Origin of the sequence: Halobacillus yeomjeoni (genome assembly GCF_020171525.1) — a bacterium.
Lineage (GTDB): Bacteria > Bacillota > Bacilli > Bacillales > Halobacillaceae > Halobacillus > Halobacillus yeomjeoni.
Genome location: NZ_JAIVAI010000001.1, coordinates 1,054,206 through 1,079,216 on the forward strand (window position 1 = coordinate 1,054,206; position 25,011 = coordinate 1,079,216).

Consider the following 25,011-nt stretch of genomic DNA (forward strand, 5'->3'; position numbering starts at 1 on the left):
GTCCTCCTAGTTTTCTTCTGATATATCGTCGTTGTTGATCACACGCTGACCGACAGTTTCCGGCTGTACTGCAGAAAGGACCACATGGTCACTATCCGTCACGATAACCGCACGTGTACGACGTCCGTATGTAGCATCTACCAATTTATTATTGTCACGAGCGACCGTAATGATACGTTTGATCGGCGCAGACTCAGGTGAAACGATGGAAATGATGCGATTGGCGGATACTACGTTTCCGAATCCGATATTGATTAACTTCAAACTCAAGGCTGTCTCCTCCTTCTACTTCCAAACCACTATATTCGCTACCTCTATTATATGAAAAAACAGGGGTCAAACACAATTGTTATTCGACATTTTGTACTTGTTCTTTGATTTTTTCGATTTCGCTCTTCAAATCGACAACCCATTTCGTCACTTCCGAATCGTTGGATTTCGACCCGATGGTATTCACTTCACGGTGCATTTCCTGAACGATGAAATCCAGACGCCGGCCGACAGGCTCTTGTTTGGAAAGCGTTTTGGAGAACTGGGACGTATGGGAATGGAGGCGGGTGATCTCTTCTGTCACATCCCCTTTTTCAGCGAGGACCCCGACTTCCTGAAGGATTCTCGCATCATCCGGCTGGATGACCCCCTGCGTATACTCCTCGATCCTTGCACGGATCCGGTCCTTATACTCCTGTACGACTTCTGGACGCCGCTCTTCCAATTTTGCCAGAATGGTTTCAATCGTTTTTATCCGATTTTGAAGGTCCTCCAGGAGACGTTTCCCTTCCTGGGCACGCATTTGAACCAGCTGGTCCAATGACGCAGCAAAAGCGGACTGGAAAGCCTGTTGAAGTTCATTCGTATCCTCTTCTATTTCCTGTATGGAAAAAACGTTCTCTAACCTAGAAACCATATCAATTGAGAGGTCTCCAGTCAAATTGTAACGGGCCTTCATCTCTTTCAAACGCTCAAAATATTGATCGGCGACTGTCCAGTCGACATCCACCTTTTTATCAAACAATCCATGACCTTCGATGGTCACATATACGTCGACTCTTCCTCTCGACAAGGATTCCCGGAGCTTGCTTTTCACCTGATCCTCGAGGAATAATAAAGAGCGTGGCATTTTCGAGGAAATATCCAGAAAACGGTGATTGACGGACCTCAGTTCTACATGCAGCTCTGTATCATCGACGGCTGCACTTCCCTTGCCATATCCCGTCATACTATTTACCATTGAACATCACATCCATGTCTTTGAGAAGTTTATGCTTTTTAGATTTTACCAAAAACTCTTGAAAAATTGCGAATCATTGATTTCCTTGTACATATATTTAGAGATTAATGAGAAAAATGCTATACTGTCAACATTAGAGAGGTGAAGACGATGTCTTTTGACGGAATTGTAACCCGGGCGATCACTCATGAATTGAATGAGACGATCCAGTCCGGACGAATCATGAAAATCTATCAACCTACCGATACAGAACTAGTATTCACAGTAAGAGCCCAGCGGAAAAACCATACGCTGTTATTATCTGCTCACCCGAGCTATGCCCGTTTTCATTTGACGGACGACCAATATCACAACCCGAAAGAACCTCCGATGCTGTGCATGCTTCTGCGTAAGCACCTGGTCGGCGGTTTTATCGAGAACATCGAACAAGTGAGTATGGAACGAATCGTCAAGTTCCAGGTGCGTACCCGAAACGAGATCGGTGATGAAACGTTGAAGACGTTGATCATCGAAGTGATGGGCAAACACTCGAATATCCTTTTGGTCGATGAAGAACAAGGCCACATTTTGGACAGCATCAAACATCTACCCCCATCACAAAACCGTCATAGGACGATCATGCCGGGACAGCCGTACAAACTCCCACCGGAGCAGGGGAAAATCAATCCGCTGGAATTGGAACCGGAAGCCTTGGTAAAGAAACTCGATTTCAACTCCGGAAAAATGGATAAGCAGATCCTCGGCATCGTCATGGGATTCTCACCGATGGTTACGAAGGAAATCGCCCATCAGGCGAGGCTCGGCGGACCGAAAGAATACCAGCAGGCCTATGCCGATGTACGAAAACGACTGATCGACCACGAGTATGACCCACAAGTCCATACCGGTGAACGCGATCAATTTTATGTCATGCCGCTGAATGCTTTCGACGGAAACGTAGACCATTACTCGACCGTGAGTGAAATGCTCGATGCGTATTATTCCGGAAAAGCAGAACGGGACCGCGTCAAACAGCAAGCCGGTGATTTGTACCGGTTCTTGAAAAATGAACGCGATAAGAACGTTAGAAAAATCAAGAAACACCACCATACATTGAAAAAATCAGAATCCGCCGAAGAGTACCAGCGCCTCGGTGAGCTTTTGACCGCCCACATGCACACGGTCAAACAAGGCGACTCTGAAGCGAAAGTGATCGACTATTACGATCCGAATCAATCGGAAATCACGATCGAGCTGAACCCGAACAAAACACCGAGCGAAAATGCGCAAAGCTACTTCCAGCAATACCAGAAGCTGAAAAAGTCGAAGCAGGTGGTTCAGGAAGAAATCAAAAAAGCGGAGGATGAAATCCTGTACTTTGAGCGCTTGATTCAACAGGTGGAAAGTGCACGTGAGGAAGATATCGAAGAAATCCGTGAAGAATTACGGGAAGAAGGTTATATGAAGAAGAAAGCCCCTTCCAAAGGGAAAAAGAAGAACAAACCTTCAAAACCTGCACCGGAGAAGTTTGAATCCACCGACGGCACCCTGATTTATGTCGGCCGGAACAATAAGCAGAACGAATACCTGACCAACCGTATGGCCCAGAAATCTGATATATGGCTGCACGCGAAGGATATTCCTGGTTCCCACGTCGTCATCCGGGATGATGACCCGTCCGAGGATACGTTGTTCGAAGCCGCCCAGCTGGCCGCCAATTTCAGTAAGTCCAGCAAATCATCAACGGTACCCGTAGACTACACGCAAATCCGTCATGTAAAAAAACCATCCGGCGCAAAACCCGGATATGTGATTTATGATCATCAGCAGACATTGTTCGTGACGCCGGACGACTCGTTCGTGAAGCGGCTGCGCGTTCGCTGATAAATCGTGGTTTTCGCTGATAAAACGCAAACCCCCGTCCTCGACGGGGGTTTTTTCATGCGCACATTAATTCTATTAAATACTCCGGCTGCTATCTGGAATAAAATGGTTCAAATGTAATGGTTTAGCATTGGAAGAAAATGTCTATATAACCTATGTAGCAAGAAATACTATTAAAAGGAGAGGATTTTTCAAGATGGAACGTTACAAGACTGGCGAAAATGTACCTGAAAGCGGCACGTACGAATTTGATGGTTTAGCTGATAATCGTAAGAACGCTAACCCAACAGAAGATGAAAAGCAAGTGAAGCTTGAAAGTGGCGAAACCTTCCCACCTCTTCGCTCCAGCAAAGAAGCGGCATATTGGAAGAAAGCTAAGTAAACAACCAAAAACCCCGTGTCTACTGGTAGGGACACGGGGTTTCTTTATTCATTTTCCACCTTTGAGGACTTTGAACCTTTGTCCCGATTTCTTTCCCGGCTCAGTCGGAAAGGCTTTGATAGTAGCTCGAGCACCGACCTTCAACGAACCATCCGCTTCGACTTGAAATAAAATTCCGGACTCCTTCACTTCGATCGATTGGACATTGTGTTTAGCAAGTACCGCCTGCAGGTCCTGAATCAGCTCTGTTTTGCTGTAGGTGAAGGCCACATTGTACATCTCCTTAATGAAAATAGGTTTTGGTTTAGGATATGTACGTCTCTGAAAATCATTCTTAATTATCTGTATATAACAAAAGAACTTGGATCAATGAAAAAAGAGCCCCTGCAAAGATACACATAAAAGAAACGCGAATATCACCAGTCCCATATAGCCATACGCTTTTATTCCTTTTTGAAACCCTTCTACTCCAATAGTCAACATCAAAAAGCTTGAGAAAAGCAGCATATATTCCAATAAATTATGGTTATCTGTCATGAACCCTATCGTAGAAATGATGAGAACGATTGCTGCCAAAATTTTTTTAAGAACAGTTATCATTGAAAAACCACCAACTTTTGATCATTTTGACCTCACCCTCTTCAATTGCTCTTCCAAGTCTTCAATTTTTTCTTCCAGCCTTTTAAATTTTTCAGAAACTATACCTACGATGAGTAAAATGAAAAAAATAACTGCAAATACGATAAGATCCCTCCTGACATATATTCAGATGAAACCATCACTTCCTTAACGAGTGTCGTAGAAAAATCACTTCCACCTTTCTCTGATTTCTTCAATCACAACTGCTGGATTGTCCCAATGCAACATGTGTGAAGTATGTGGAATACGCTTTACCACTGCTCCCGTTTTTTCTTGAAAAATGCCTGCAGTCAAATTCCTGTAAGCAATATCCGATTGAGGTCTCAGCAATAAGAGGTCCATATCACTTGGAAGTTGTTCATAAATATCTTCCGTTTCATACTTGTGCATTCCTCTGATTATTTTCGCGGCCGTTGCTCCTCTTGCATGCCAGTAGTATTTTCCGTTTTTCTCAAGAGACAAGTCTTTTGCAGCGACATCTAATAAATGTGTCCTTCTTGAATTTCCATACACGGCGGTGTCTAAAAATTCATCCCAAGTCTCTACACAACCTTCAAAGTCTTTTTCATAATGGGCAGCCTCTTCATCCACAGTCTTATCCATTCTCCGCTTTGTCTGATAGCCCCCATCTATTAAGATCGTTCCCTTTACCTTTTCCGAGTTATGAAGCAGATAATATAAAGCTACAAAACCTCCCCAGGAGTGCGCCAAAAAATAAAACTCTTCAATCCCCAATTTATCGAGGATTGTGTTCAACCAACTCGATAAGGCAGGGGTATCATACATCTCCTGGCTTTCATATGTACCCGTTTTCCCATGCCCTGGAGCATCGACGCTTATGATTCTAAATTCATTTTTCAACTCTTCAGCTATTTCGATAAAGCTCAGGCTCGTGCTTCCTAAGCCATGCAGGCAGAACATCACGGGGGCTTGCTCCCTTCCCCACTCTGTTATATGCACATCCAACTGTCCATCATTGATAAAATATCGTTTCATAATAAATGCTCCTTTTGTTTGGCGGGAATGCCATTTGCTGATAAACAAGCGCATCTAACATTTTTAATTGACACCACCATCTAATTCGACTAATATCTAATTAGATGAACATCAAATTATAAGGAGGGATAAACATGCAACTGGACAAACTGGTGAACTTTCATAAAGCAGTGGGTGACCCTACACGCATCAAGATCATCATACTCTTGAAAGAAGGTCCCCTTCATGGTCAGGCAATCTCTCATAAACTTGGCTTGAAGCCACCGACGATCACCCACCACATAAGCAAACTGAGGGATATCGGCTTGGTATACCAACGGCGAGAAGGAAATACCATCTATTTTCATCTACATAAAAAGATGCTTGAGTTCAGTGCTAAAGGAATCTTGAATCTTGGAGAGGAGACGATGATGGAGATTACAGAGAAAGAAAAACTATCAATAATCAAAAACTTTTTCGATGGTGATGGAAGATTGACAAACATCCCGAGTAAAAGAAAGAAAAAGATTGTCATATTGGCCTACTTGGTACGGAATTTAAGTACCGGAAAGAACTATACAGAGAAAGAAATCAACGAGTATATAAAAAAATATCATGAAGACTTTGCAACCATCCGCAGGGAATGGATTATGCATCAATTCATGTTCAGACAAGACAATGTCTACGAGTTGAACCCGAAAGTGATGTGGCCGATGGTTTTTTAATCAACAGATGAAAAAGCGACTTACTCAGCAGCGTTCTCTACTTGAAATTTATAAAAGAACTTATCCACTTTTACAATCGGAAAAGTACTGGGTAACTCCTTTTGATCTATTTTGATAAACCCATTCTTTTGATAGAACCTGTGTGCTGCAAGAAATTGTGGAGTCGTCCCAAGGAAAATCGTCTTTATCGAGTGATCAGCTGCCCAGCTGATCGCTCTGTTTAATAACCGGAGAGCAATTTTGAATGACGAACCCCGATATTCTTCGGCTACAAACATTTTCCTTAAAGCAACTTCGTTATTTCCAATATCCAATAAGCTTATCGTTCCAACTACCCTGCCCCCAATTTCAGCTACCCAAAAGTTTCCTTTCCTGACTTGATAAAACGCAGGAATATTCATCAAATCGGGCTGATCATCTTTAGTAATTTCGATATTATACTCTTCTTGCTGGATGTGCAGGATCAGTTCTGACACCTGTTTTTCATATGCTTCGGAAAATTCGCAAATGCTTACATGACTCAAAACGTTCAACTCCTGGATTCGTATTGATTAACTTTAAGTTTTAAAAAGCAACATAAAATGGATGTTCTTTTTCATTTAGAATCTTAATGATTCTTTCTCTGAAATTGGACCAGGTGACCTTCTTTAATGCTTCTTCTAAAGGGAAAAATCCAACCTCTAAACTTTCGCTGCTTGTCTGCATATCCCCACCTACCGCTTTTGCCAGCCAGCAAGTGGCACATACACCAGCTTCAGTGTTTTGATAGATTCCACAGAACTTTACGACCTCAATGTCAATTCCTGTTTCCTCTTTCACTTCTCTTATGATCCCGTCGTGGATGGTCTCTCCTAACTCTACAATCCCACCAGGAAATTCCCACCCTCTTCGTGGGCCTTTAATAAGCAGGATCTCACCCTGATCATTCAGAACGACAGCTCCTGCCGATAGTGAGTGTTTAGGTAATGTCATTAGTAAGTCTCCCCTTTTCCCCCTGATAATTTATCTTTCATAAAGCAAACCTTTCTTACTAAGATGCGATTTGATTTCTTGTTCGTATGGGAGATTCTCAGCAATTACGAACCGCCAATCCTGTTCCAAAAGGAATGCTTCTCTTTCCAGGTCCTCCCTTTGTTCGATCAGGTCGTCCAGAGATCTGTTGACTTGGCTGGCTTTATTCTTCGCTGACTGATTTCGATAATGCATTCTGAATTCATTCTCCGTACATCCATTTACCCTCATGAAATGCTTCATCAGATTCTTCATGACAAAATTTCTTTTTTGGCGATCTTTGATTCTGTGTTCGACATGCCGGATGTGCTTCAAGTCGTGGCATGGTTTACACAACGCCTGTACATCCTTAAGAATCAACAGAAACTTTTCCTCGTCATACTCCCACACTTCATGAGCCTGGAGCTTTTCTCCACCGGTAAACCCGCATATCTGGCATTTGTAATCACTTTTCTCCAGCACATGATTTCTCAAAGCTTTCCATAGAGAACGAGGGATTGAATTTCTAACAGTTTTATTTTGAGCATATGCAGGCTTTCCGAGCTCGATCGTCAGCTTTAAATCAGACATAACATCCTCCGTGTTTCATATGTATAATCTTCTATTTTAATGGTTATTTTTTCAAATGTTTTTCACCAATGTACTTGAAGCTTATTACCGCTGGGGTCGAAAAAGTGGAAATAGGAGTGACCTTCATCCTGTTTAATATCGTCCACTTCAACTCCATTTTCTCTAAGATGTTGATGGAAATCGACTAAATCAGGACTGGTAAAACCAATACTGAAAGCTGGCTCGCCATCCTTTGTAAAATGGGCAAATGTGTCATCTTCCGTAGGAACTAAAATCAGTAAAAAAGACCCTTCCCCCACCTTGATGATTGCATACGGATCCTCGGTCATGGTTACCAATTCAAGACCTAACACCTCTGTATACCATTGGGCAGAAGCGCCTAAGTCTTTAACAGGGATTCTAATATAATGAACTTGGTTAATAAATGATTTTTTCATCATCTCATTCCTTTTTATGAAGTTAAGACACACTTTTCTCCAACGATTGGTTTCATGAAGTATACTTCACCCTAAAATAAACTTCTTATCTTCTTACTGGTATTTTACTAGATTTGCTGTAATGCTTCTCATTTTTATGACCATTCTTCAAATGTGCATGAATCTTAGTAAGCTGATGGAAAATACCAATTAACACGCCTACGACTGCTCCCAACAAGAATGTATTTCCAAATCCGTCAGGCATAATTCCGAGAAAATAGCAATGCCCATGCTGATTACCACGTAAAGGAAAATAACCATACCCGACCTCCTGCTTCACAACTATTTACTCTTCATCATCACCCTTTTTCCGATCTTCCTCAAAGGTTCCCCAGTCATACCCCGACCTGCCCCAGCTGATCAGAAAAAGTGCAGGGGCTGCGATCATCAATATAGCGATTATCAAATTCATTATCATTCCCCTTTCTTTGACTGATAGTACGTATACTTACGGTGATTCGTTTCACTTTCTGCTTAGATAAAAAAACGAATATCACCTAAAAAAGCCAGCATAGGATGCGTACTTCACATGAAACCTCTTTTCTATACTTTCTTTGAATCTTGAATACATCTACTGTATCAACATGTTCCTCAGTTCCAATAAAAGTCCATTTTATTTTATATATTTCATACAAGCACCATCTCTATTAATTCATATACTGTTAAAAAGGAGGTGATAGATTTGACTCTATATAGACCCACTTGCGGAATCCATCAACCCTCCATGCCAATTAATTTTTCTCAATCAAGTCAAAAGTGTTTAGGACAAACACTTCAAGTATATAAAGCGTTTACGAAATGCCTGCCTACCATAACTTTAGTTGTTTCAGGCGGGGATAGCACACCTAATTGCCCGTATACCTTATTAGTTAGTACAAATAATCAATTACATCAAATAGAAATACCACCAAGAAGGCGTTTTACCTTCACTTTTGATTGTGTAGAGGAAATAGGAGTAAAATGCGCAGATAATCGAGATAGTTTCTGCAACATAAACATCCAAATGTTTATTACTAGTTGTATCTCGTGTTGTCAAAGATGTGACTATAAAGGTTATGAAGACTATAAACAATAATTCTTTTTGAGTAAGAACCCTTATTGAAGTATGAGGGTTCTTTTTCAGTTGCCCTTAATAGACGTTTATATAAGGACATTTATGTTTGCAAAGGAAAATCAATTACTTGAAGACTTCCGCTTCCGTTTCTGTCAGCCACTTATCAATGGCTTTAACTGGAAAGTAGTATTCATAACCGATTTTTACATAAGGAAGCTTACTTTTAACTACATCCCCATCTTTCTTCGGTAAAATCTTGGCCAATTGATCATCGCGTATTCCTAAATATTGTTGCAGCTCTCCAGGGCTCATCAATTGCTGGTCCTTCGCTGGATTCACTGTAACTTCTTTTACAGCTGTTTGTGCTTCTGTATTGTTTAATGCACTTGTAACCATCCAGGATCCTGTCAAAATGCTTGCTGCTAAAATCAACAGATAAGTATTCATTCTCATTTGTCTCCTCCTCTCACTTTGATGAATTGCTATTCAATACAAATACCAATTATTTCAAACCTTACGTATGGACACAATCAATTTTCACAAAAAAGTGTTTAGTTTTTAATGATAAATCCTCTTCTATGTAAAACCAAATCCTCTCCTCTGTATAGAAAATTATTTCCTAACCAAGCTAGATAAGGAAGTCATAATATGAGGACCTTACATAACAACTTATAATAAATGGCACACAACTTAGGATTCGAAGGTAAAACATGAATTCGAAAAACATGGAAAGAGTGAAGTGAGGAATCGGAAATGGATAAAAAACAAAAGTACATACACTTTTTCTCGCTTATCGCTCAATGGGTGTTGTTTGGCAGCCTGATTGGTGTGGTTGTGGGGGCATTCACTACTTTCCTTTTAACAACGAACGATTTCTTAGGCGAAGTCAGAGAAGGTACTGGATGGCTCATCTTCCTGCTTCCTTTAGGCGGAATCGTTATCGGTTACATCTATATGAATTTTGGAAAGGTTATTATGAATCACACGCTGCATGACGCAGCAGAATTGAATAACTTGATCATCGAAGGAGCGCAGGGAAAGAAAAAAGTCCTGTCGAGAATGGGGCCCATCGTCTATTTAGGAACCTTTATCACGGTCATTTTCGGCGGGTCAACGGGAAGAGAAGGGGCAGCGATCCAGATGGGTGGCAGCGTAGCTCAAGCCGTGAACAAGTTTTTCAAAAAAAATAAAACGGATACAAAAATATTTGTGATGAGTGGGATCAGCGCAGGGTTCGGTTCGGCCTTCGGCGCGCCTATCACAGGTGCGGTTTTCGGTATGGAAATGGCTGCTTTAGGAAAAATGAAATTTGAGGCGCTGGTCCCCTGCCTCGTCGCTAGTTTTACCGGGCATTATGTAACAACATCTTTCTTTGGATTCCAACATGAATCCTTCATCATCCAAGCTCTACCGGAAGCGTCTATGGTTACATTTGCTAAAGTCATTGCAGCAGCTGTTTTGTTCAGCTTATTAAGTGTTTCGTACTGTCAGTTAAGGCACAAAATCCAAACGATATCTGAAAAAGTTTTCAAGAAAAATCATATGAAAAGAGCTTTCGTCGGAGGGTTGATCATAGTCGTGTTGACACTGATCGCAGGTTCACAAGACTATAACGGTCGAGGTTTAGAGATGCTTGAACAATCCTTCGAAGAAGAAGTACCTCGCTTCGCTTTTCTTGCAAAACTGATATTCACAGCCATCACACTCGGGACCGGCTTTGTTGGTGGAGAAGCCATCCCTTTATTTTTTATGGGGGCGACACTCGGCAATGCTCTGCATGACTTCATGAATTTGCCGCTCTCATTTCTCGCTGCCCTCGGAATGATCGCTGCATTCAGTGCGGGCACGAATACACCAATCGCCGCTTTCCTTTTGGCCATGGAGTTGTTTGACGGCAAAGGTGCAGAGTTCTTTTTCGTTGCTTGCCTCGTAAGCTTCATCTTTTCGGGTCATCACGGATTATGGCCTGCTCAGGAAATATATCAACCTAAAAGCAGAATGTATAAGATTCATGAGGGAGATACCATTGAACAAGTTGAAAAACAGAAGAAATCTACAGAATAACCTTCTAGCTTAACCTTTTTGCAAGTTCAATTTCGTCTCTGATTGGAATACCATCGTTCCCTACAAAAGGAATTTCAGGTTTCATCTCACGCGCTTTTTCAACTGCATTTCTATGTAGACTGGCTAAGAAATATCCACGTTTTTGATAAAACTTCAGTGCTGATAAATTATCATTCGTGGTGATTAAGCTGATGTATTTACATTTTTCCTTACACGCCATCTCCTCCACTGCTTTTACAAGAGAAGACCCTATCCCTTTATTTTCTTCTTTACTATCCAAGGAGATAATTTCGCATTCATCACCGGAAATGATGTATGTAATTAAGCCAGTGATTTCTCCATTATGATTTATTTTCACAAATCCACTTAACTTACTACAATCATAGACACCTGAAGAAATGACCATTTTTGTACTTCCCCAATGTTCAATAAAGAACTCAGCCACATTAGATTGGGTCGTTTCATTTATTGATATGAGTTCCAAATTTCCACCTCCAACGGCTTACAAATAGAGTAAACTTCTACTCTTCGGCCACCTGATACAACCTCCTTCTCAAAATCCATCCCTATTTTACCTGCCACCCTTTTCGAGGCAATGTTATTCGGCTGGATTAAAGAAATCAGTCGGTCTTCCCCCAAATGATCAAGTCCATGGACTTTTAACGCTTTTGCTGCTTCCGTAGCATAACCTTTTCCCCAATGGCTCCGTGAAACCCAATATCCTATTTCAAGTTCTTCAACTCCGTCAATGAACTGTGGTACCAGTCCAGCATGTCCGATCGGGGTATGGTCGTCTTTCCTTTCTAACACCATTAACCCCCGATCAGCTCCAGCTTGATAGGTACGATAAATCCACTCCAGAAAGTTTTGAGCCTCTTTTCTATCTTTCGTCTTCCCCTCTCCTATATGTCTAACCATCTCTCCATTTGATAATAAAGAATATAAGAAATCAAAATCGTCATCGTTGTACTTACGAAGGTTTATTCTCTCGGTTTCAAATTGCACTTTCAACCTCCTCAAGAAGTATTATTCAATTGTGGTAAAGAGACTCTCTTATGTATTCGTAGGATCAGTTAACTTTTTCAGGAATTCGATCTTCTCAAAATCCTTATTATTGTTGTTTTCTGCGCGATAACTATCCTTGGAGGAAGCTTCGTAAACACTCAAATATTGGTACTCATTCAGCAGATAATACTTTATCCCTTTCCACATATGCAGCTCTAAATCATTCAACTGAACCCCTGCGAAACTTGGCAAAGTATCTATGATACCAAACTCGACGGATAACCCTTCTTTTGAAAAATTATGTTCATGTAAATCGATCAACTCATATTCCATTGAAGCCATGATATTTACGATCTCATTCCAGTTATGTATATTTAATTCAGCCGGTACCTCCCAGCCCATTTCATCACCCGGAACATGAATATCCAGATCCTGTGCATTCCATTTCTTCCTTGTCACGACTTCTAAACCAACTGACCCCATTAACAATGGAATAATATCATTGTCATTTAACTTGCTTGCAATCTCTAAAAACTCATCAAACTTATGGTTTTCCATTTTCTCCTCCAATTCTAAAATGCCCCACAAAGAGACTTATATGCTCTCATAAAACTTATAAGTCATCCTTCAAAATTGAATACATGAATAAATCATCAAATTTACCATTTGTATATTCATAGTGCCTCAGTAATCCTTCTTTTTGAAAACCCAGTTTCTCTACCATTCTCTGCGAAGGAAGATTTTCAGGAACAATCAGCGCTTCAATTCTTTCCAACTGGAGTTGTGAAAACCCGTATTGAACGACTGCCTCTAATGCTTCAGATGCAATTCCTTGTCCCCAATGCGTTCTACTTAACTCAAAACCGACTTCCGCTCTGAAATGCTTGGGCTGCCTATTCAGGAAGCCACAGCTCCCTATCACCTGGTCGTTTTCTTTAAGTGTAATGCCCCAGCGGATGCCCGTACCTTCTTGATAGATAGAAGAATACCAGTTTATCTCATCGTAAGCATCATCCACTGATTGGAAAGGAGGCAGCCCCATATGTTTGACGATTTCTTCATCAGTCAGATAACGTAATAGATCACTGGCGTCCTCCTTTGTAACTTCCCTCAATTTTAATCGCTCAGTTTCAATTACAGGAAATTTTTCAATCATTGACGTGCCTCCTCTCCACTTACCTTAGTTTACAAACCATATGACTTCTTCAATGAATTCTATTTCATAAAATAAAAGCCTGTTCCATCTTCCTGTTTAACAAATCCAGATGGAGCTGATGAATTTTCTACTCTATTTTGTTCTTCTGCTGTTATAACTGTAGTAACGCTTTTATCTTCAACAGTTTTGTTTTCTACCTTATTTTGTTCCTCTGCGGTTACAACTCTGTTTGTATCTCCCAATTGATCATTAGTTTCTCCTTTTGCAAGCACGTTTGAAAAACCAATCGAAACTGAAAGAATACCTACAACACCAAAAGCAAGAATTATTGATTTTCGTTCCATAAAATTAAACCTCCATTGTTTTGCGATCTTTTTTATATTTTGTAGTGTAATTAAATTTAATGGCTTTCTTTTATAGTCTTACTACAAATCTTCTGTTCAGCTATCACCTCCTGTAATTGGTGAGGTATGTCTTCTCCTCTGTATGATAAGATAAACACCCGCACATACAACCATGAAAATATAAGATATATTTTTAGCAAGCCCGACAATATGGCACTTTAAATATGTCCTCAACATAGTAACAGCCAAATGATCTCTCAATATCATGACGTTTCCGGAAGGGAATTCGTTTCTTTTTTTAGCGGTAATTGTAAAAAAACTCATCCACTGTAATATCATTTGCCCGAAAAATAAACGACACGGTGCTACCTACTTTTGTATTGTTCCATACGAGAAAACGCAGTAACAAAACTCTCTGCCATATACCCCGGCGTGGACTTCTCCCACCCTACTTGTTCAAGGAAGAACGTACTTAGATAGCCGTATAACAATGGCGAAATCATCATCGCCAAATCGAACTTTTTTAATTTCAACGATTCATCAATACAAGTGAACTCTTTAAGATATGCATCCCTGAGTTCTCTTTGGGCTTGTGTCCATGGAATATGTAAGGTTTCATGATCGGTTTCCTCCACACACTCTGAAACTTCGTCTAACAACTTATCCAAAACAAAGAAAGGATGAGAAATCACTGCCTCCTCAAAATCATAAAGTAAAATGTCCTGCTGCTCTGTGACTGATGCATTATTTGTATGAAAATCGATATGATAGATCGACAGAGGGGCATTCATCCGGGACAGCTCATCGCAGATCTCATGAGTAACTTCTATCATGTTCTTTAAATTCTCCGGGTTCGAAATGGCTTCCAAGTTTTCGTAAGATAAATCAAATTCCTCATTTAATTTTTGAGCCTCAGACTTCCATGCTGGAACATATTCTACAATTGCTCGGGAAATATAATTTTCTAGAGTGTCTTTCAACCCCTGAAAATCATACACAGGAATACCTTTCATTTCTGGTTCACTCAAATTCATGAAATCCATTTGTAAACGAGCCATTGTGACTGCCATTTCGTGTATGTATTCAACGCGATTGAATTCTCTCAATTGTATCCCTTCAAACTTTTCAAATAGAAGCCACGTTTGAGATTGTTTAACCTCACCCGTTATAAGAGATACGACATGCTCAGAATTTAACTTATTCAAAGTCCGGTATATGGATGGGGATGTTTTGAATAGAGGTAAGAATCCAATCTTTAAAACTACTTCCTTGTATTCACCAGCTAGATCAACTTCAAAAGAAGCTGTCATCCCCCAGTCATTGGACCTGAATACCTCCACGGGACCTTCTACTTTTTTGGCATCTGGAATATTTGAAACCAACCACCGTTTTGCATCTGCTACCTTTACTAAATCTTCTCTCCACGATTTTTCAGTATGCATTAGATCGACTTCCTTAATACTTAATTTATTTTCAGACCAAATACATCAATCCATCGGAAATATGTACACTAAATAATTCAAATGATTCTGCAAGCCCATATTTTGAGCAACGGCATTAGAAGGTTTATTCGCTTCATCACAATCCCAGTATGGAATTATGCCCTCCCTCACCATCTCATTCACAACACAATGGGCTGCCTTCTGACCTAATTTATTCCCCCGGTGATCCTCTATTGTCTCTATATCCAAAGCGTGGACATTTTCAGCGACAAAACTTGAAAAACATAAACTTACAATCTTATTTTGGTGGACAATACAGTACCCCAGCCCCATTACAAAGAAATCCTCTGGAGAAGACCAGAACTCGGATATTTTCGAGTGCAGAAACCCAATGTTATCAATAACATCGCTCTCATTAATATAAAATTCTTTATCTATCTTCAACACCTTATAATCTTCTTGAATGAAAGGGACATTGTTATTTTTATAATTGGTACTCAATGTATAAACCTTTTGATTTGACACCTGCATTTCACGGTTAACAAAAACCTTTTCTATAGTCCCCTCCCACTTAGAATGATTACCAATCGCTATAAAGTTACTTAAGCCAAGTTTCTTTGCTTCAGGAAATATAACTCCGTTAAGGAACTCATTTATCTGGTTATTGAACACCTCATTTTCTTCATCTCCAATAAAGAAAAAACCATCATGATTCCCCAGCCAAATCAGTCCTGTTCTCGGAGAATCGATGCAATCTACAAAAACCCGGCCTGGATTATTCCCTTCAATTACAGCTTTGACTTCCAAGTGCCCCTCATCATTGATCAACGGTTCGCATTTATGAAATGCAGCTTTATCCAGTTCATGAATCATTTTTATCCCCCCTGACGACTTTTTAAATTACTTATTATGAAGACATTTCAGAAGTCCAACTAACTATCAACACTCGTCATATAAGTAAATATTGTCTCTCCTTCAGTTCAAGATAGCACTATGTAATTTGACAATTTATTCCCCAATAACTAAGATTTATCCACCGAAGGAAAAGCCGAAAAAGAATAGCAGCAATGTTAAAAAATAAACTATGCTGACGGTAAGTGTAGTTATTATGACTATCCTCTTTTCCTTTTCTTTTTTCAAGCTCATCACCGACAATATAATGCCAGCTATGCTTGTAAAGGGAGTGAAACTAAACCATTGAACTATAGCCCCTAAAAAGTTAATAGACGCCATTCTAAGAAAAGAAACAAACTGAACGAAAAATATACCTAACATCACCAAACAAAACTTTCCTAAAATAGATTTTGGCATAAGAACTCTCCCAACTTACATCGCTGAACTATCAGCCACTATGAAACCAATCCAGGAAGTCTAGTTAAAACTCCTGCATGTTCCTTTCATTTTAAGTATTAAATTTTTGAATATACACCCCATCCGTATACTCTTCACTAAAGTGTCCACCACTTACTTCGTTAATCAACCTTCTCCAAAAAGCTTGCGCAGGTTTATTCTTTTCTATCTGGGTGATCTCCCATGCTCCAGGGAACATTGAAAAAAGTTGTTTCGCACCTTCTTTTCCGAAACCACAACCCTGATATTTTGCTAAAATAAAGTACTCCTGGATTGTGTTGGGACTTGGAAAAGCTGCACTTTCCACAAGGGCAAATCCAATCAATTCACCTTTATTTTCAATGAAATAAGCATGGAAGTTATTATTAGTCCAATACTTCTCTAAATCAAAAGGCTTGTACGATCCATTGTCTTCTAATTTAATCTCCGGTATGTATTTACTAAATTCATAAATATAAAATTGCATTATATTATGAAGTTTTGGCGCATCTTTTTCATGGACATGTTGGAAGGAAACCATAAAATCACCTCTTATATAAGTTCATAGATTTTCTCCTAAATTTAGTAACGCCCCTTACTTGAAGACTCTGTCTTGAGATACTTTCTTCTATACTCTCCTCACTTAGTCCATAAATAATGTACAAACGACAACTTTTCACCATTCATTATAAAATCATCATCACTTTGCCCTAACTTTTGAAAGTCATTTTTCTCCAGGACTTTTTGTGAAGCAAGGTTATTATTTGTTGTCTTGGCAAAAATTTTGGTGAAACCATCTTTACTTAAATTATCAATTAATATATGAAGAGCTTTGCAGGCTACCCCCTGACCCGTATGCTTTTCACCTACTCTATAACCTATGTGACCTGATTTTTGGGATCTGTCTATGTCTATTAAGTTAACCCTCCCTAAAACCTCGCCATTCGTTTCCCTTATCAAGTAAAAGTAAGATAACCCTTTACTCTGTTCATTTAATAATTGTTCGTGGCGCAAGATGAAATTATCAAAGTAATAGTAATCATCACCCCGACTTGGTACCATTCTTTCAAAATAGGCTCTATTTTCTTTTTCAAAGTCGATCACTGCTCTCGCATCTTCAAATCTTAATTTCTCAACTGTAATATTCATTTATTCCTCCAATTTTTTATACCTGCTAACAGACTCTGATATTTGTTTAGATGATTAATAGATAAATTACAAAAATGGATATGTATATCGCATCAATAACTGCCAGGTACAAGGCAATATTCGATTTTTTCACTTTTGTAAGACTATAATTAAAGATGCTGTCGTATAAACTTACTACAAATAAAATGAATGAAATAACAATAACGAGTATGTTCTCTGTAATTAACACAGCAAGTAAATAAATGAACCACCTTCGAAAGAAGTTAAATATCAATACAATAATAAGCAAGGACATTGATTTCGGGTCAACTTCCAACTCTTCATCAGACGAGATATCACTTAGTCCTTTTTTTATTTTTTTGAAGTCCCTTAAGTAATCAAGGTTGATGATCAATACAATTAGAGAGTAAGTAATAATATAGAAATACTCATTCCCTCTGATAATCTCCCACAATGGTAACCGCCTCTCTTTCAAGTTCCATTGTAATCCTCCACCAAATTTATTATGACATCATATCGTTATTTTACATAATTTTCAATACATTCCAATAAACTCTCCCTATCTTCTATTCTCAAAAAAAAGAGGACGATTATTCTTATTGAATAATTGCCCCCTTTAGTTTAAGAATTGAATTCAAGATAATTTCTCTTTAGTGGAATCTGTCTTTCAATGGCAGTTTTTGCGTAAGATCCAAAGTATTCCATTACAAAAAAAGGACCATTATTAGGTCCTTTTGATTAATTAATTGTTTATATATTTAATAACATCCATTTCATTACCAAACCTACCTCTATTATCCAAGAACCCTAAGCTAGAATAAAGCTGATGGGCACCTGTATTCATAGGATAATAACCTACAACATTTTTTTGCATTCGGTAATTTCTCCATTTCGAAAACCATTAAATTAGTTGCTGCTCGGCCTATACCCATAATTTTTTATCAACCATTATTCTATAAACTCAATAACCATCAAGTTCTTCTTGAACCGAGGTATACATCATAAGGCGCGTGGCTTTTTTATCATTTCTTAGCACTTTTATAACACTCTGTCTACCATTTGTGGTTAATCAACACTCCTGCGGCACTTTAAAAATTTAGTTTCAAAACTGGATGTATTACCGAAATTGAAAAGCAAGAATTATAACCACCTAAACTTATAAAGTGGCATACAATGGTGGGGCGTAGCAGAAGATACATAATGTTTTTGCAAACATAAAAACCCTCTCATTTCTAAAGATATGAGAGGGAGAGAGATTAAATTAATCGTCCAATTACTAAAAACAATGCTAGTGCTAATATGATGATATTCGTTACCACAGACTGCATTTCTTTACTTTTGGCATGATGAAAAGCTGCTAATATCATGATAATCGAAATACCGATTCCAGCAAGCGGTGTTAAGATAGGAACAATGTTAAGTAACCAAGGTAAGATTAACCCAACTGCTCCTAAGATTTCAACAATTCCAATAAAAACAAACAAATGTTTTTGGGAGCCATCCCCGGTTTTATCAATCTCTTTATTTGCCGAAATGATTTTTTGGCTTCCCACTATTAAAAATAAAAATGATAGAATTATCTGTACAATCCATAATGATATATTCATGACTACATACACTTCTCCTTTATTTTTTATCTCAGGGTTTTTAATGCCCCACTCCAAGATATAACTTGGTCAAGCATTGCGTTTACGTTATTAAAGTGTAATTCAGCGGGTTTAAATGTAGTGTAATTTTCAAAATCAGTAAATAAGGACAATGTAGGGTGTACTCGAACATCAGCAATAAGTAATTCACCTAATATCCCTCGAAGGTGTTCAGCTGCACGTGCGCCTCCTGTTGAACCATAACTTACAATACCTGCTGCTTTGTTATTCCAAGGTTCTCGAGCTAAATCAAGGGCGTTTTTCAGAGCACCTGTAATACTGTGGTTGTATTCTTGAACAATGAAAACGAATCCGTCCAAGCTGTCAATTTTCTCATTCCATGCAGCGATTCCAGGTTCAGATCCATCAGTTGTTCCTAAAAAGGGAAGATTATAATCAGCAATATCTACAACTTCGTAATTAGCATCTCCACGTTTTTCCGCAATTTCTTTTACCCATTTTCCAATTTGAGGACTAACTCGCCCCACCCGTGTACTTCCTAAAATAATACCTATGTTGAAACTTCCGTTCGTCATTCTTTGTTTCCCCCTAGTGTTGTTGTTTTGCTTTAACCATATAGTTATAATATAACCAAAGTTTATCTTTGAGAAGTAGGCACTAAAATGTGACATAGTATAAAAAAAGATACCTAGGGGGAGACCACTAAATGGCTCATGAATGTAAAGTAGAAACAGCATTAGATATACTCGTTGGAAAATGGAAACCTGTCATTCTTTTTCATATCTTTCAAAAAGAAACGTTACGTTTTGGTGAATTACATCGTTTGGTACCTGATATAACAAAAAAAATGCTTACCACTCAATTAAGAGAATTAGAATATCATGATATTATCAATCGTAAAGTCTATGCCCAAGTCCCACCAAAGGTTGAATATTCTATAACTGAATACGGAAAAAGCTTAACTCCACTATTGGAGTCCATGCATCAATGGGGAGTGTCACATATAGAGCACTTAGATGAAATATACGGGGAGGATCAAATGGAAAATAATAAATAAAACAAGGCTCAGTGCAGCTCTATATCTACTTTAGTTTGAACAGAATCTTTTACGCTGATTTGTTAATGGGTATCCATTTCATACCTTCCTTTCTTTCAGTTAATTTACTTCAACCCTTTTTATTCCAAATATTTCAATTTTTTCTTGCAAGAACATCAATATATATAAAAAAGGCTTATCCCATTATTAAGGATAAGCCCCCTTTATTTAAAGACTCGAAAACGAGTTATATACTATTAAAGTTTATTAAGAAGCTCATTTAACAAAAAAGCAAAACCGCTCTACATCCAGAGCGGTTTTGCCTTTTATTCTACCTGAAAGTGCTTTGTCTGCACCACATTCACCCCCCTTCATAGAGGAGCATCATGAGTCAGGCAGATGCTGTGATTCGTTCTGCTGCTTTTCTAGCACCTGCTATATTCCGGGATACGGGCCCAATCTCCAATTCCGCAAGAGCTCCTGCAACGAAAAGCCCTTGTGACCACTCCAAGTTTGGTTGGACGATTGGAAAACCACACGGCGCACATGGAAGATCGAGTGTATCGATTGCCGGCTTGAGCCATTCTTTCCCGGGCAGTCCGGATTGAGCACCTGTTGCCAAGACGAGGGAGTCGCCTGTTACGGTTGTATGGTTTCTAATACTGAGCTGGATTCGGTCATCATCAGTCCTACCACGCAGGATGTCTCCTGTGCAGATCTTTAACTTCCCCGCCTTGACTTGCCTTAGGAGTTTAACTCGCAGTTCTCTTGTGATAGAGCCTTTATGCCTTGCTTCTTGTATGATGCGACGCCGCTCTATGTAGCAGTTCACTTTCCGATAACCGTTCAGGAATTTAGGGCCAAGCCACCCGGGATCACTGTCAAAATCGTGAACTCTGAAGGGGTGACGTTTCACTACTGTCACCTGCTCGATCATTTCTGAAGCAGCCAGGGTGTTAGCGGTATGAGCCGCTGTCATCCCTCCCCCGACGATGATGACCTCACCTTGTGCCGGAAGGGGTCGGTTGAAATCGAACAGATGCGAGACGGAAGGATGGCCTGACAGCTCTTTTGACCATAACGGATCGTGAGGAACATGATTCACACCCATAGCCAGGACAACACGCTCCGCCTCAATGGTTTCCCCTGAAACTTCAACTCTCCAGCCTTTGTCTGTTTTGGTTAATCCATTCACCCATCCCTGCTTCCAACAGCCATGAACTCCTGCCTTTTTCATTTCATCAAAGGTATGCTGATTGAACATATCCAGACGTGGCCGCGAGTACTTCCCTTTAAAAGGCGTTGTATAATCTTGCGAGCGGGAATACTTCTTTAAACTGTATGGGTCCTCTGCCAAGTGATGTACAGACGGAGACCTCAGGTATGACATTCCAGTTTTGTCCGTCAATGTCCGCCAGATATGCATCGGTTGTGGGTGAGGGTCGATGATGAGCAGTTCTTCTCTACTTACCTTTTTCTCGAGCAGACGGGTGGCTGTACAGCAACCTTGCACGCCACCTCCAATCACCACCCAAGCATACACGGATTGACCTCCTCTCCTACCAGCTGGCTTTCTTCACGCCGGGAACCTGCCCTTTATGAGCATACTCACGAAGAGCGATACGGGACATCTTGAACTTTCTCATATACCCCCGCGGTCGTCCTGTCACTTCACATCTTCCCGTCAGACGGGTGGGTGAGGAATCTCGAGGGAGCTTTCTCAAAGCTTCATAGTCCCCTTTCGCCTTCAGTTCCCTTCTAAGATCAGCATACTTTGCCACCATTTCCTGCCTTTTTTTCTCTTTTACTACTTTTGACTTCTTAGCCATTTTGAATTCCCCTTATCTAATTCGTATTGATTACGATTTAATTTATTCAAAAAATTTTTGAGCCCTTATTGACTCCTAACTTGTCGGATGATTTATGCGTGGAAAATCCACGTAAAACAATTGCTGTCCCTCTTTATTGATCAGATGGGTACAGTCGGTCCAGCTGACCTCATTCACCATGCGTTCTAAGCCATCCGCAATGTGCTCTTCTATTTTTTTCAAGGATTGCAATAGTTCCAACCATGTCATTCCGAAATGGTCAGCCGCCTTCTGGTAAGTTTGATCCGTTTCCAGAAGCGACATAAATTCACCCGGAGTTGTGACCTTATCCGCCAGAAGGTCCTCTCTGTCAACGACATACTTATACAACGCACGCTGTTGTTCAGGTAAAGACTGGACAATGCATCTTGTGATATGTTCAATAAGATATTCACTCACCCTGACCACCCCTCAATTCGTAAATCGTAATCATTACACTTTGTCGAGTGAAAATTTACTTTACCATCCTTTCGAATAAAAAGCAACCTACACATTTGCAGACATACCCCCTACCATTGATGGCGGTCACAGGGTAGAGGTTTTCTGTTCCCTCTCGCAAAAAGAGCCAGAGGTGTTTTAGATCCAAAACCTTTTAAACTCTAATACAAGTCTTCAATTAACCTGAAAGTACACAAAAAAGCTTTATTATGGGTGTCATTCATGATTATAATCCAAAATTTATATATATATGTGACAGAATAATTTTGATAAAATAAACTTATAGAACCCTTAGAGCAATGAGATAGTGAAATGTTAAATAAAACGCAGTATTGGTGTAAGACGTTTTTATGAGAATAAACGTTTTCTCTGTTTTTTTAAGCTGTATTATTAATAATACTTCTCTAAAGGGGCGAAAATTAATGTCACAAAAAATTTTAGTGCCGATTGATGGTTCAGATTTTTCGCTAAGAGCTTTAAATCATGCAATGGAATTAGCAAAAGCAATGGATGCTGAGATTCTTCTTTTAAATGTTCAATATAATTACAACACGCTTAATATCAATCGCTTTATAAGCAAAGAACAAGTGCGTAGATACCAGCAAGAAAATGCGAAAGAAGTAATTGATGATGCACTAAAAGTCATAGAGAATCAAGATGTAACTGTCCACACAAAAATCAGAATTGGTTCACCAGACTATGAAATTGCTAAAGAAGCAAAAGAATCGAATGTATATAGTATTGTAATGGGCTCCCGGGGGTTAGGTGCTTTAAAGAGTAAGATTCTCGGAAGTGTTAGTTTTAATGTCCTGCATGTAGCGTCATGTCCAGTGACTATGGTTAAATGAGTAAAAAAATTAAAAGTCAAGCTCTGCTTCTGAAACTACGATACGAATGATTTCCGTCACCTGTATCTATTTTTGGAGTACCAGGTATTCCATTATACCCCTTCGTAATCTTCGAAGGCGTCAGCTCTTCAGCAACCTCTGTCCAAAAGCCCCCAACCGGGTATTACTTTAATCCATTTACATTTTCAAATACTTTAGAACGTATAGTGTGCCACCTCCAATGTAAATACAGCGACCACCTATTGATTTCCCAATAAAACCCAGGAAAAACCTCGTCTTCTACGGTTTTGACATTAGTAGATGCTTAAATCATCCAGCATGATATAAAAACAACCCTCTATAGAGGGTTGTTTTTTGGTAAAGGTAATAGTTTTTATTCTTAAACTGCACATTGTTCAAAAACGTGAGATCATAGGTATATGGAATCGCTAGCGGCTAACCCCTAATCTTCATTCGCTAAAATAATGCTGTGCACTTTGTTTTCAATTTAACTAGCACTAAATAATCCAACTTTAAATTGTAATTGATTTAGAATTGGAAATCTCCATCCTTCATTAGCAGGACTTCAGTTCCATCTTCTTTAATACCCTCTACTTTCATATCTTCTGTACCAAAGGTTACATTGACTGACAAAAGTGAAGTGTTCAGCCCCGCTGCCTTCATCTCTTCCTCAGAATGGTCATTGCCATTTTGAATATTGGAAGGAGATGCATTTCCAATTCCAATTTGACAGGATGTATTTTCATCAAACAATGTATTGTAAAAAAGAGTATCTGTCTGAGCAAGAGGAGATTTATGAGATACCAAGGCAATTTCACCTAGAAAATGTGATCCTTCGTCTGTTTCGATGAGATTTCGTAATACTTCCTGTCCCTTTGCTGCATAATAGTCGGTTATCCGTCCATCTTTAAAGATCAGATAAAATTCATCGATGACACTTCCTCCATAGATAAGAGGTTTCGTACCTATCAATGTACCATTGACCTTATTTTTATGAGGAGCAGTAAATATTTCTTCCGTAGGAATGTTCGGAAAGAATGGTATTCCCTCTTTGTCTATAACTCCCCCACCAATATAGAGATGATTTTTAGGGAGACCAACTAATAAATCAGTTCCACAGCTATTTGTAAAACGCAGAGCATCAAATTGGCTCTCGTTTAAGATTTTCTTTCGAGACTCAAAGGATTTATTGTGATTCTCCCAATCTTTAATAGGGTTTTTCCCATCTGCCCGAGTCCCTTTTAAAATTAATTCCCATAGTGATTGTAAAGCCTCTTCTTTACTTAGGCCGTGAAATACTTTCGTTGCCCATTCAACGCTCGGGACAGTTAGAAGACACCAACGCACCTCGTGGGATCTAATTTTTGCATGATAATCCTTCAATTTGGTACGAGAGGCTTTTTCGAAACGATTTATTCTTTCTGGGGAAACCTCCTTAAAGACATCTATGTTTTCAGAAATAATATGTATGTAAGCAGCACCTTGATCGTCCCACTCCTCAAAACGTGCAGCCTGCCAATCAGGAAAATGATCGATGACTTTATCTGCTGCATGTAAGTAAAATTCTTTGGTAGACTGTTCATCTTTCCAATCTATAAATACATTTGAAGCCCCTGCTTCGTAGGCTACCGATTGGACTAGACGTGCAAACGCAGCATTTTGTATATCACTATGAATAATCAATAATTGATTTTTTTGCAGATTGACGCCAGCTCGTACAGCAAGTTCTGCATACTTTTTCAACTGTGCTTCACTTACCAAATCATATATTCCTTTAAGCATTTTATCCCTCCTGTGAT

Annotated in this window: 36 protein-coding genes; 7 read left to right on the plus strand and 29 right to left on the minus strand. The window is 39.4% G+C overall.

From position 1 onward, the window contains the following. Positions 1 to 6 precede the first annotated feature (6 nt). Both remA and LCL89_RS05440 read right to left on the minus strand, forming a co-directional pair. Positions 7 to 270: an extracellular matrix/biofilm regulator RemA gene (remA, locus tag LCL89_RS05435; protein WP_197315749.1), complete on the minus strand. Its 264-nt coding sequence runs from the start codon at positions 268 to 270 to the stop codon at positions 7 to 9. Between the two features lie 79 nt (positions 271 to 349). After that, a complete protein-coding gene (locus tag LCL89_RS05440; protein ID WP_263620634.1) occupies positions 350 to 1,219 on the minus strand; it encodes a YicC/YloC family endoribonuclease in 870 nt (289 codons plus the stop codon). A gap of 162 nt (positions 1,220 to 1,381) precedes the next feature. Between LCL89_RS05440 and LCL89_RS05445 the strand changes: the two genes are divergently transcribed. Further along, entirely contained in the window at positions 1,382 to 3,094 is a 1,713-nt protein-coding gene (locus LCL89_RS05445; RefSeq protein WP_224808440.1) for an Rqc2 family fibronectin-binding protein, read from the plus strand. A 196-nt stretch (positions 3,095 to 3,290) separates the two neighbouring features. Then, the gene (locus tag LCL89_RS05450) at positions 3,291 to 3,476 is read left to right on the plus strand and encodes a YjzC family protein (RefSeq protein ID WP_197315746.1); all 186 of its coding nucleotides are present in this window, start codon (positions 3,291 to 3,293) and stop codon (positions 3,474 to 3,476) included. Between the two features lie 48 nt (positions 3,477 to 3,524). On the opposite strand, the gene LCL89_RS05455 is transcribed toward LCL89_RS05450, so the two are convergent. The 3 genes from LCL89_RS05455 to LCL89_RS05465 all read right to left on the minus strand — a co-directional run bounded on the left by LCL89_RS05455 (position 3,525) and on the right by LCL89_RS05465 (position 5,111). Next, the gene (locus LCL89_RS05455; protein WP_404813400.1) at positions 3,525 to 3,746 is read right to left on the minus strand and encodes a hypothetical protein; all 222 of its coding nucleotides are present in this window, start codon (positions 3,744 to 3,746) and stop codon (positions 3,525 to 3,527) included. Between the two features lie 96 nt (positions 3,747 to 3,842). Further along, a complete protein-coding gene (locus LCL89_RS05460) occupies positions 3,843 to 4,076 on the minus strand; it encodes a DUF3953 domain-containing protein (protein WP_224808444.1) in 234 nt (77 codons plus the stop codon). A gap of 207 nt (positions 4,077 to 4,283) precedes the next feature. Beyond that, positions 4,284 to 5,111, minus strand: a complete 828-nt coding sequence (locus LCL89_RS05465) for an alpha/beta fold hydrolase (protein WP_224808446.1) — start codon at positions 5,109 to 5,111, stop codon at positions 4,284 to 4,286. A 134-nt stretch (positions 5,112 to 5,245) separates the two neighbouring features. Between LCL89_RS05465 and LCL89_RS05470 the strand changes: the two genes are divergently transcribed. Then, positions 5,246 to 5,815 (plus strand): DUF2087 domain-containing protein, encoded by a 570-nt coding sequence (locus LCL89_RS05470; RefSeq protein WP_224808448.1) that lies wholly within the window; start codon positions 5,246 to 5,248, stop codon positions 5,813 to 5,815. A gap of 20 nt (positions 5,816 to 5,835) precedes the next feature. On the opposite strand, the gene LCL89_RS05475 is transcribed toward LCL89_RS05470, so the two are convergent. The 6 genes from LCL89_RS05475 to LCL89_RS16750 all read right to left on the minus strand — a co-directional run bounded on the left by LCL89_RS05475 (position 5,836) and on the right by LCL89_RS16750 (position 8,284). Then, on the minus strand, positions 5,836 to 6,339 hold the full coding sequence (locus LCL89_RS05475) for a GNAT family N-acetyltransferase (protein ID WP_224808450.1): 504 nt from the start codon (positions 6,337 to 6,339) through the stop codon (positions 5,836 to 5,838). Between the two features lie 40 nt (positions 6,340 to 6,379). Next, on the minus strand, positions 6,380 to 6,787 hold the full coding sequence (locus tag LCL89_RS05480) for an NUDIX hydrolase (RefSeq protein ID WP_224808452.1): 408 nt from the start codon (positions 6,785 to 6,787) through the stop codon (positions 6,380 to 6,382). Between the two features lie 30 nt (positions 6,788 to 6,817). Then, positions 6,818 to 7,396, minus strand: coding sequence for an HNH endonuclease (locus LCL89_RS05485; protein WP_224808454.1), 579 nt, complete (start codon positions 7,394 to 7,396; stop codon positions 6,818 to 6,820). A gap of 62 nt (positions 7,397 to 7,458) precedes the next feature. Further along, positions 7,459 to 7,833, minus strand: coding sequence for a VOC family protein (locus LCL89_RS05490; RefSeq protein WP_224809585.1), 375 nt, complete (start codon positions 7,831 to 7,833; stop codon positions 7,459 to 7,461). Positions 7,834 to 7,918: 85 nt separating this feature from the next. Further along, on the minus strand, positions 7,919 to 8,152 hold the full coding sequence (locus tag LCL89_RS05495) for a hypothetical protein (protein WP_224808456.1): 234 nt from the start codon (positions 8,150 to 8,152) through the stop codon (positions 7,919 to 7,921). Between the two features lie 6 nt (positions 8,153 to 8,158). Then, positions 8,159 to 8,284, minus strand: coding sequence for a hypothetical protein (locus LCL89_RS16750; protein WP_263620635.1), 126 nt, complete (start codon positions 8,282 to 8,284; stop codon positions 8,159 to 8,161). A gap of 312 nt (positions 8,285 to 8,596) precedes the next feature. Between LCL89_RS16750 and LCL89_RS16875 the strand changes: the two genes are divergently transcribed. After that, entirely contained in the window at positions 8,597 to 8,947 is a 351-nt protein-coding gene (locus LCL89_RS16875) for an S-Ena type endospore appendage (RefSeq protein WP_404813413.1), read from the plus strand. A 102-nt stretch (positions 8,948 to 9,049) separates the two neighbouring features. On the opposite strand, the gene LCL89_RS05500 is transcribed toward LCL89_RS16875, so the two are convergent. Next, on the minus strand, positions 9,050 to 9,379 hold the full coding sequence (locus LCL89_RS05500; protein ID WP_224808458.1) for a helix-turn-helix domain-containing protein: 330 nt from the start codon (positions 9,377 to 9,379) through the stop codon (positions 9,050 to 9,052). 300 nt (positions 9,380 to 9,679) lie between these two features. Between LCL89_RS05500 and LCL89_RS05505 the strand changes: the two genes are divergently transcribed. Beyond that, positions 9,680 to 10,990 (plus strand): chloride channel protein, encoded by a 1,311-nt coding sequence (locus LCL89_RS05505; RefSeq protein ID WP_224808467.1) that lies wholly within the window; start codon positions 9,680 to 9,682, stop codon positions 10,988 to 10,990. A 4-nt stretch (positions 10,991 to 10,994) separates the two neighbouring features. Here LCL89_RS05505 and LCL89_RS05510 read toward each other — a convergent pair whose 3' ends face one another. From LCL89_RS05510 to LCL89_RS05570, 13 genes are all read right to left on the minus strand, one after another. Further along, positions 10,995 to 11,474, minus strand: coding sequence for a GNAT family N-acetyltransferase (locus tag LCL89_RS05510; protein WP_224808469.1), 480 nt, complete (start codon positions 11,472 to 11,474; stop codon positions 10,995 to 10,997). After that, positions 11,456 to 11,995 carry a GNAT family N-acetyltransferase gene (locus LCL89_RS05515; protein WP_224808471.1) on the minus strand — a complete coding sequence of 180 codons (540 nt, stop codon included), beginning with the start codon at positions 11,993 to 11,995 and terminating at the stop codon, positions 11,456 to 11,458. The genes LCL89_RS05510 and LCL89_RS05515 overlap by 19 nt, the downstream gene beginning before the upstream one ends. 48 nt (positions 11,996 to 12,043) lie before the next feature. Then, complete coding sequence (locus LCL89_RS05520) at positions 12,044 to 12,553, minus strand: phosphoribosylanthranilate isomerase (protein WP_224808472.1); 510 nt, start codon at positions 12,551 to 12,553, stop codon at positions 12,044 to 12,046. A gap of 55 nt (positions 12,554 to 12,608) precedes the next feature. Then, complete coding sequence (locus LCL89_RS05525) at positions 12,609 to 13,151, minus strand: GNAT family N-acetyltransferase (protein WP_224808474.1); 543 nt, start codon at positions 13,149 to 13,151, stop codon at positions 12,609 to 12,611. Positions 13,152 to 13,210: 59 nt separating this feature from the next. Further along, positions 13,211 to 13,495 carry a hypothetical protein gene (locus LCL89_RS05530; protein ID WP_224808476.1) on the minus strand — a complete coding sequence of 95 codons (285 nt, stop codon included), beginning with the start codon at positions 13,493 to 13,495 and terminating at the stop codon, positions 13,211 to 13,213. A 365-nt stretch (positions 13,496 to 13,860) separates the two neighbouring features. Next, positions 13,861 to 14,937 carry a phosphotransferase gene (locus tag LCL89_RS05535; protein WP_224808477.1) on the minus strand — a complete coding sequence of 359 codons (1,077 nt, stop codon included), beginning with the start codon at positions 14,935 to 14,937 and terminating at the stop codon, positions 13,861 to 13,863. 45 nt (positions 14,938 to 14,982) lie between these two features. After that, a complete protein-coding gene (locus LCL89_RS05540) occupies positions 14,983 to 15,810 on the minus strand; it encodes a GNAT family N-acetyltransferase (protein WP_224808478.1) in 828 nt (275 codons plus the stop codon). A 156-nt stretch (positions 15,811 to 15,966) separates the two neighbouring features. Next, the gene (locus LCL89_RS05545) at positions 15,967 to 16,248 is read right to left on the minus strand and encodes a hypothetical protein (protein WP_224808480.1); all 282 of its coding nucleotides are present in this window, start codon (positions 16,246 to 16,248) and stop codon (positions 15,967 to 15,969) included. Positions 16,249 to 16,339: 91 nt separating this feature from the next. After that, positions 16,340 to 16,807 (minus strand): GNAT family N-acetyltransferase, encoded by a 468-nt coding sequence (locus tag LCL89_RS05550; protein ID WP_224808482.1) that lies wholly within the window; start codon positions 16,805 to 16,807, stop codon positions 16,340 to 16,342. Positions 16,808 to 16,905: 98 nt separating this feature from the next. Continuing rightward, on the minus strand, positions 16,906 to 17,415 hold the full coding sequence (locus tag LCL89_RS05555) for a GNAT family N-acetyltransferase (RefSeq protein WP_224808484.1): 510 nt from the start codon (positions 17,413 to 17,415) through the stop codon (positions 16,906 to 16,908). Positions 17,416 to 17,461: 46 nt separating this feature from the next. Further along, on the minus strand, positions 17,462 to 17,869 hold the full coding sequence (locus tag LCL89_RS05560) for a hypothetical protein (RefSeq protein ID WP_224808486.1): 408 nt from the start codon (positions 17,867 to 17,869) through the stop codon (positions 17,462 to 17,464). 802 nt (positions 17,870 to 18,671) lie between these two features. Continuing rightward, positions 18,672 to 19,022 (minus strand): DoxX family protein, encoded by a 351-nt coding sequence (locus tag LCL89_RS05565; protein WP_224808488.1) that lies wholly within the window; start codon positions 19,020 to 19,022, stop codon positions 18,672 to 18,674. 26 nt (positions 19,023 to 19,048) lie between these two features. Beyond that, the gene (locus LCL89_RS05570) at positions 19,049 to 19,597 is read right to left on the minus strand and encodes an NADPH-dependent FMN reductase (protein ID WP_224808490.1); all 549 of its coding nucleotides are present in this window, start codon (positions 19,595 to 19,597) and stop codon (positions 19,049 to 19,051) included. Between the two features lie 131 nt (positions 19,598 to 19,728). Here LCL89_RS05570 and LCL89_RS05575 point away from each other — a divergent pair, with 131 nt between their 5' ends. Next, a complete protein-coding gene (locus tag LCL89_RS05575; protein ID WP_224808499.1) occupies positions 19,729 to 20,079 on the plus strand; it encodes a winged helix-turn-helix transcriptional regulator in 351 nt (116 codons plus the stop codon). Positions 20,080 to 20,449: 370 nt separating this feature from the next. Here the strand turns inward: LCL89_RS05575 and LCL89_RS05580 are convergent, their stop codons facing one another. From LCL89_RS05580 to LCL89_RS05590, 3 genes are all read right to left on the minus strand, one after another. Then, the gene (locus tag LCL89_RS05580) at positions 20,450 to 21,601 is read right to left on the minus strand and encodes an FAD/NAD(P)-binding protein (protein ID WP_224808501.1); all 1,152 of its coding nucleotides are present in this window, start codon (positions 21,599 to 21,601) and stop codon (positions 20,450 to 20,452) included. A gap of 16 nt (positions 21,602 to 21,617) precedes the next feature. After that, a complete protein-coding gene (rpsN, locus tag LCL89_RS05585) occupies positions 21,618 to 21,887 on the minus strand; it encodes a 30S ribosomal protein S14 (RefSeq protein WP_224808511.1) in 270 nt (89 codons plus the stop codon). Positions 21,888 to 21,962: 75 nt separating this feature from the next. Beyond that, positions 21,963 to 22,325 carry a hypothetical protein gene (locus tag LCL89_RS05590; protein WP_224808513.1) on the minus strand — a complete coding sequence of 121 codons (363 nt, stop codon included), beginning with the start codon at positions 22,323 to 22,325 and terminating at the stop codon, positions 21,963 to 21,965. Between the two features lie 461 nt (positions 22,326 to 22,786). Here LCL89_RS05590 and LCL89_RS05595 point away from each other — a divergent pair, with 461 nt between their 5' ends. Next, the gene (locus LCL89_RS05595; protein WP_224808515.1) at positions 22,787 to 23,212 is read left to right on the plus strand and encodes a universal stress protein; all 426 of its coding nucleotides are present in this window, start codon (positions 22,787 to 22,789) and stop codon (positions 23,210 to 23,212) included. A 528-nt stretch (positions 23,213 to 23,740) separates the two neighbouring features. On the opposite strand, the gene LCL89_RS05600 is transcribed toward LCL89_RS05595, so the two are convergent. Next, the gene (locus tag LCL89_RS05600; protein WP_224808517.1) at positions 23,741 to 24,994 is read right to left on the minus strand and encodes an aminopeptidase; all 1,254 of its coding nucleotides are present in this window, start codon (positions 24,992 to 24,994) and stop codon (positions 23,741 to 23,743) included. Positions 24,995 to 25,011: the final 17 nt, after the last annotated feature.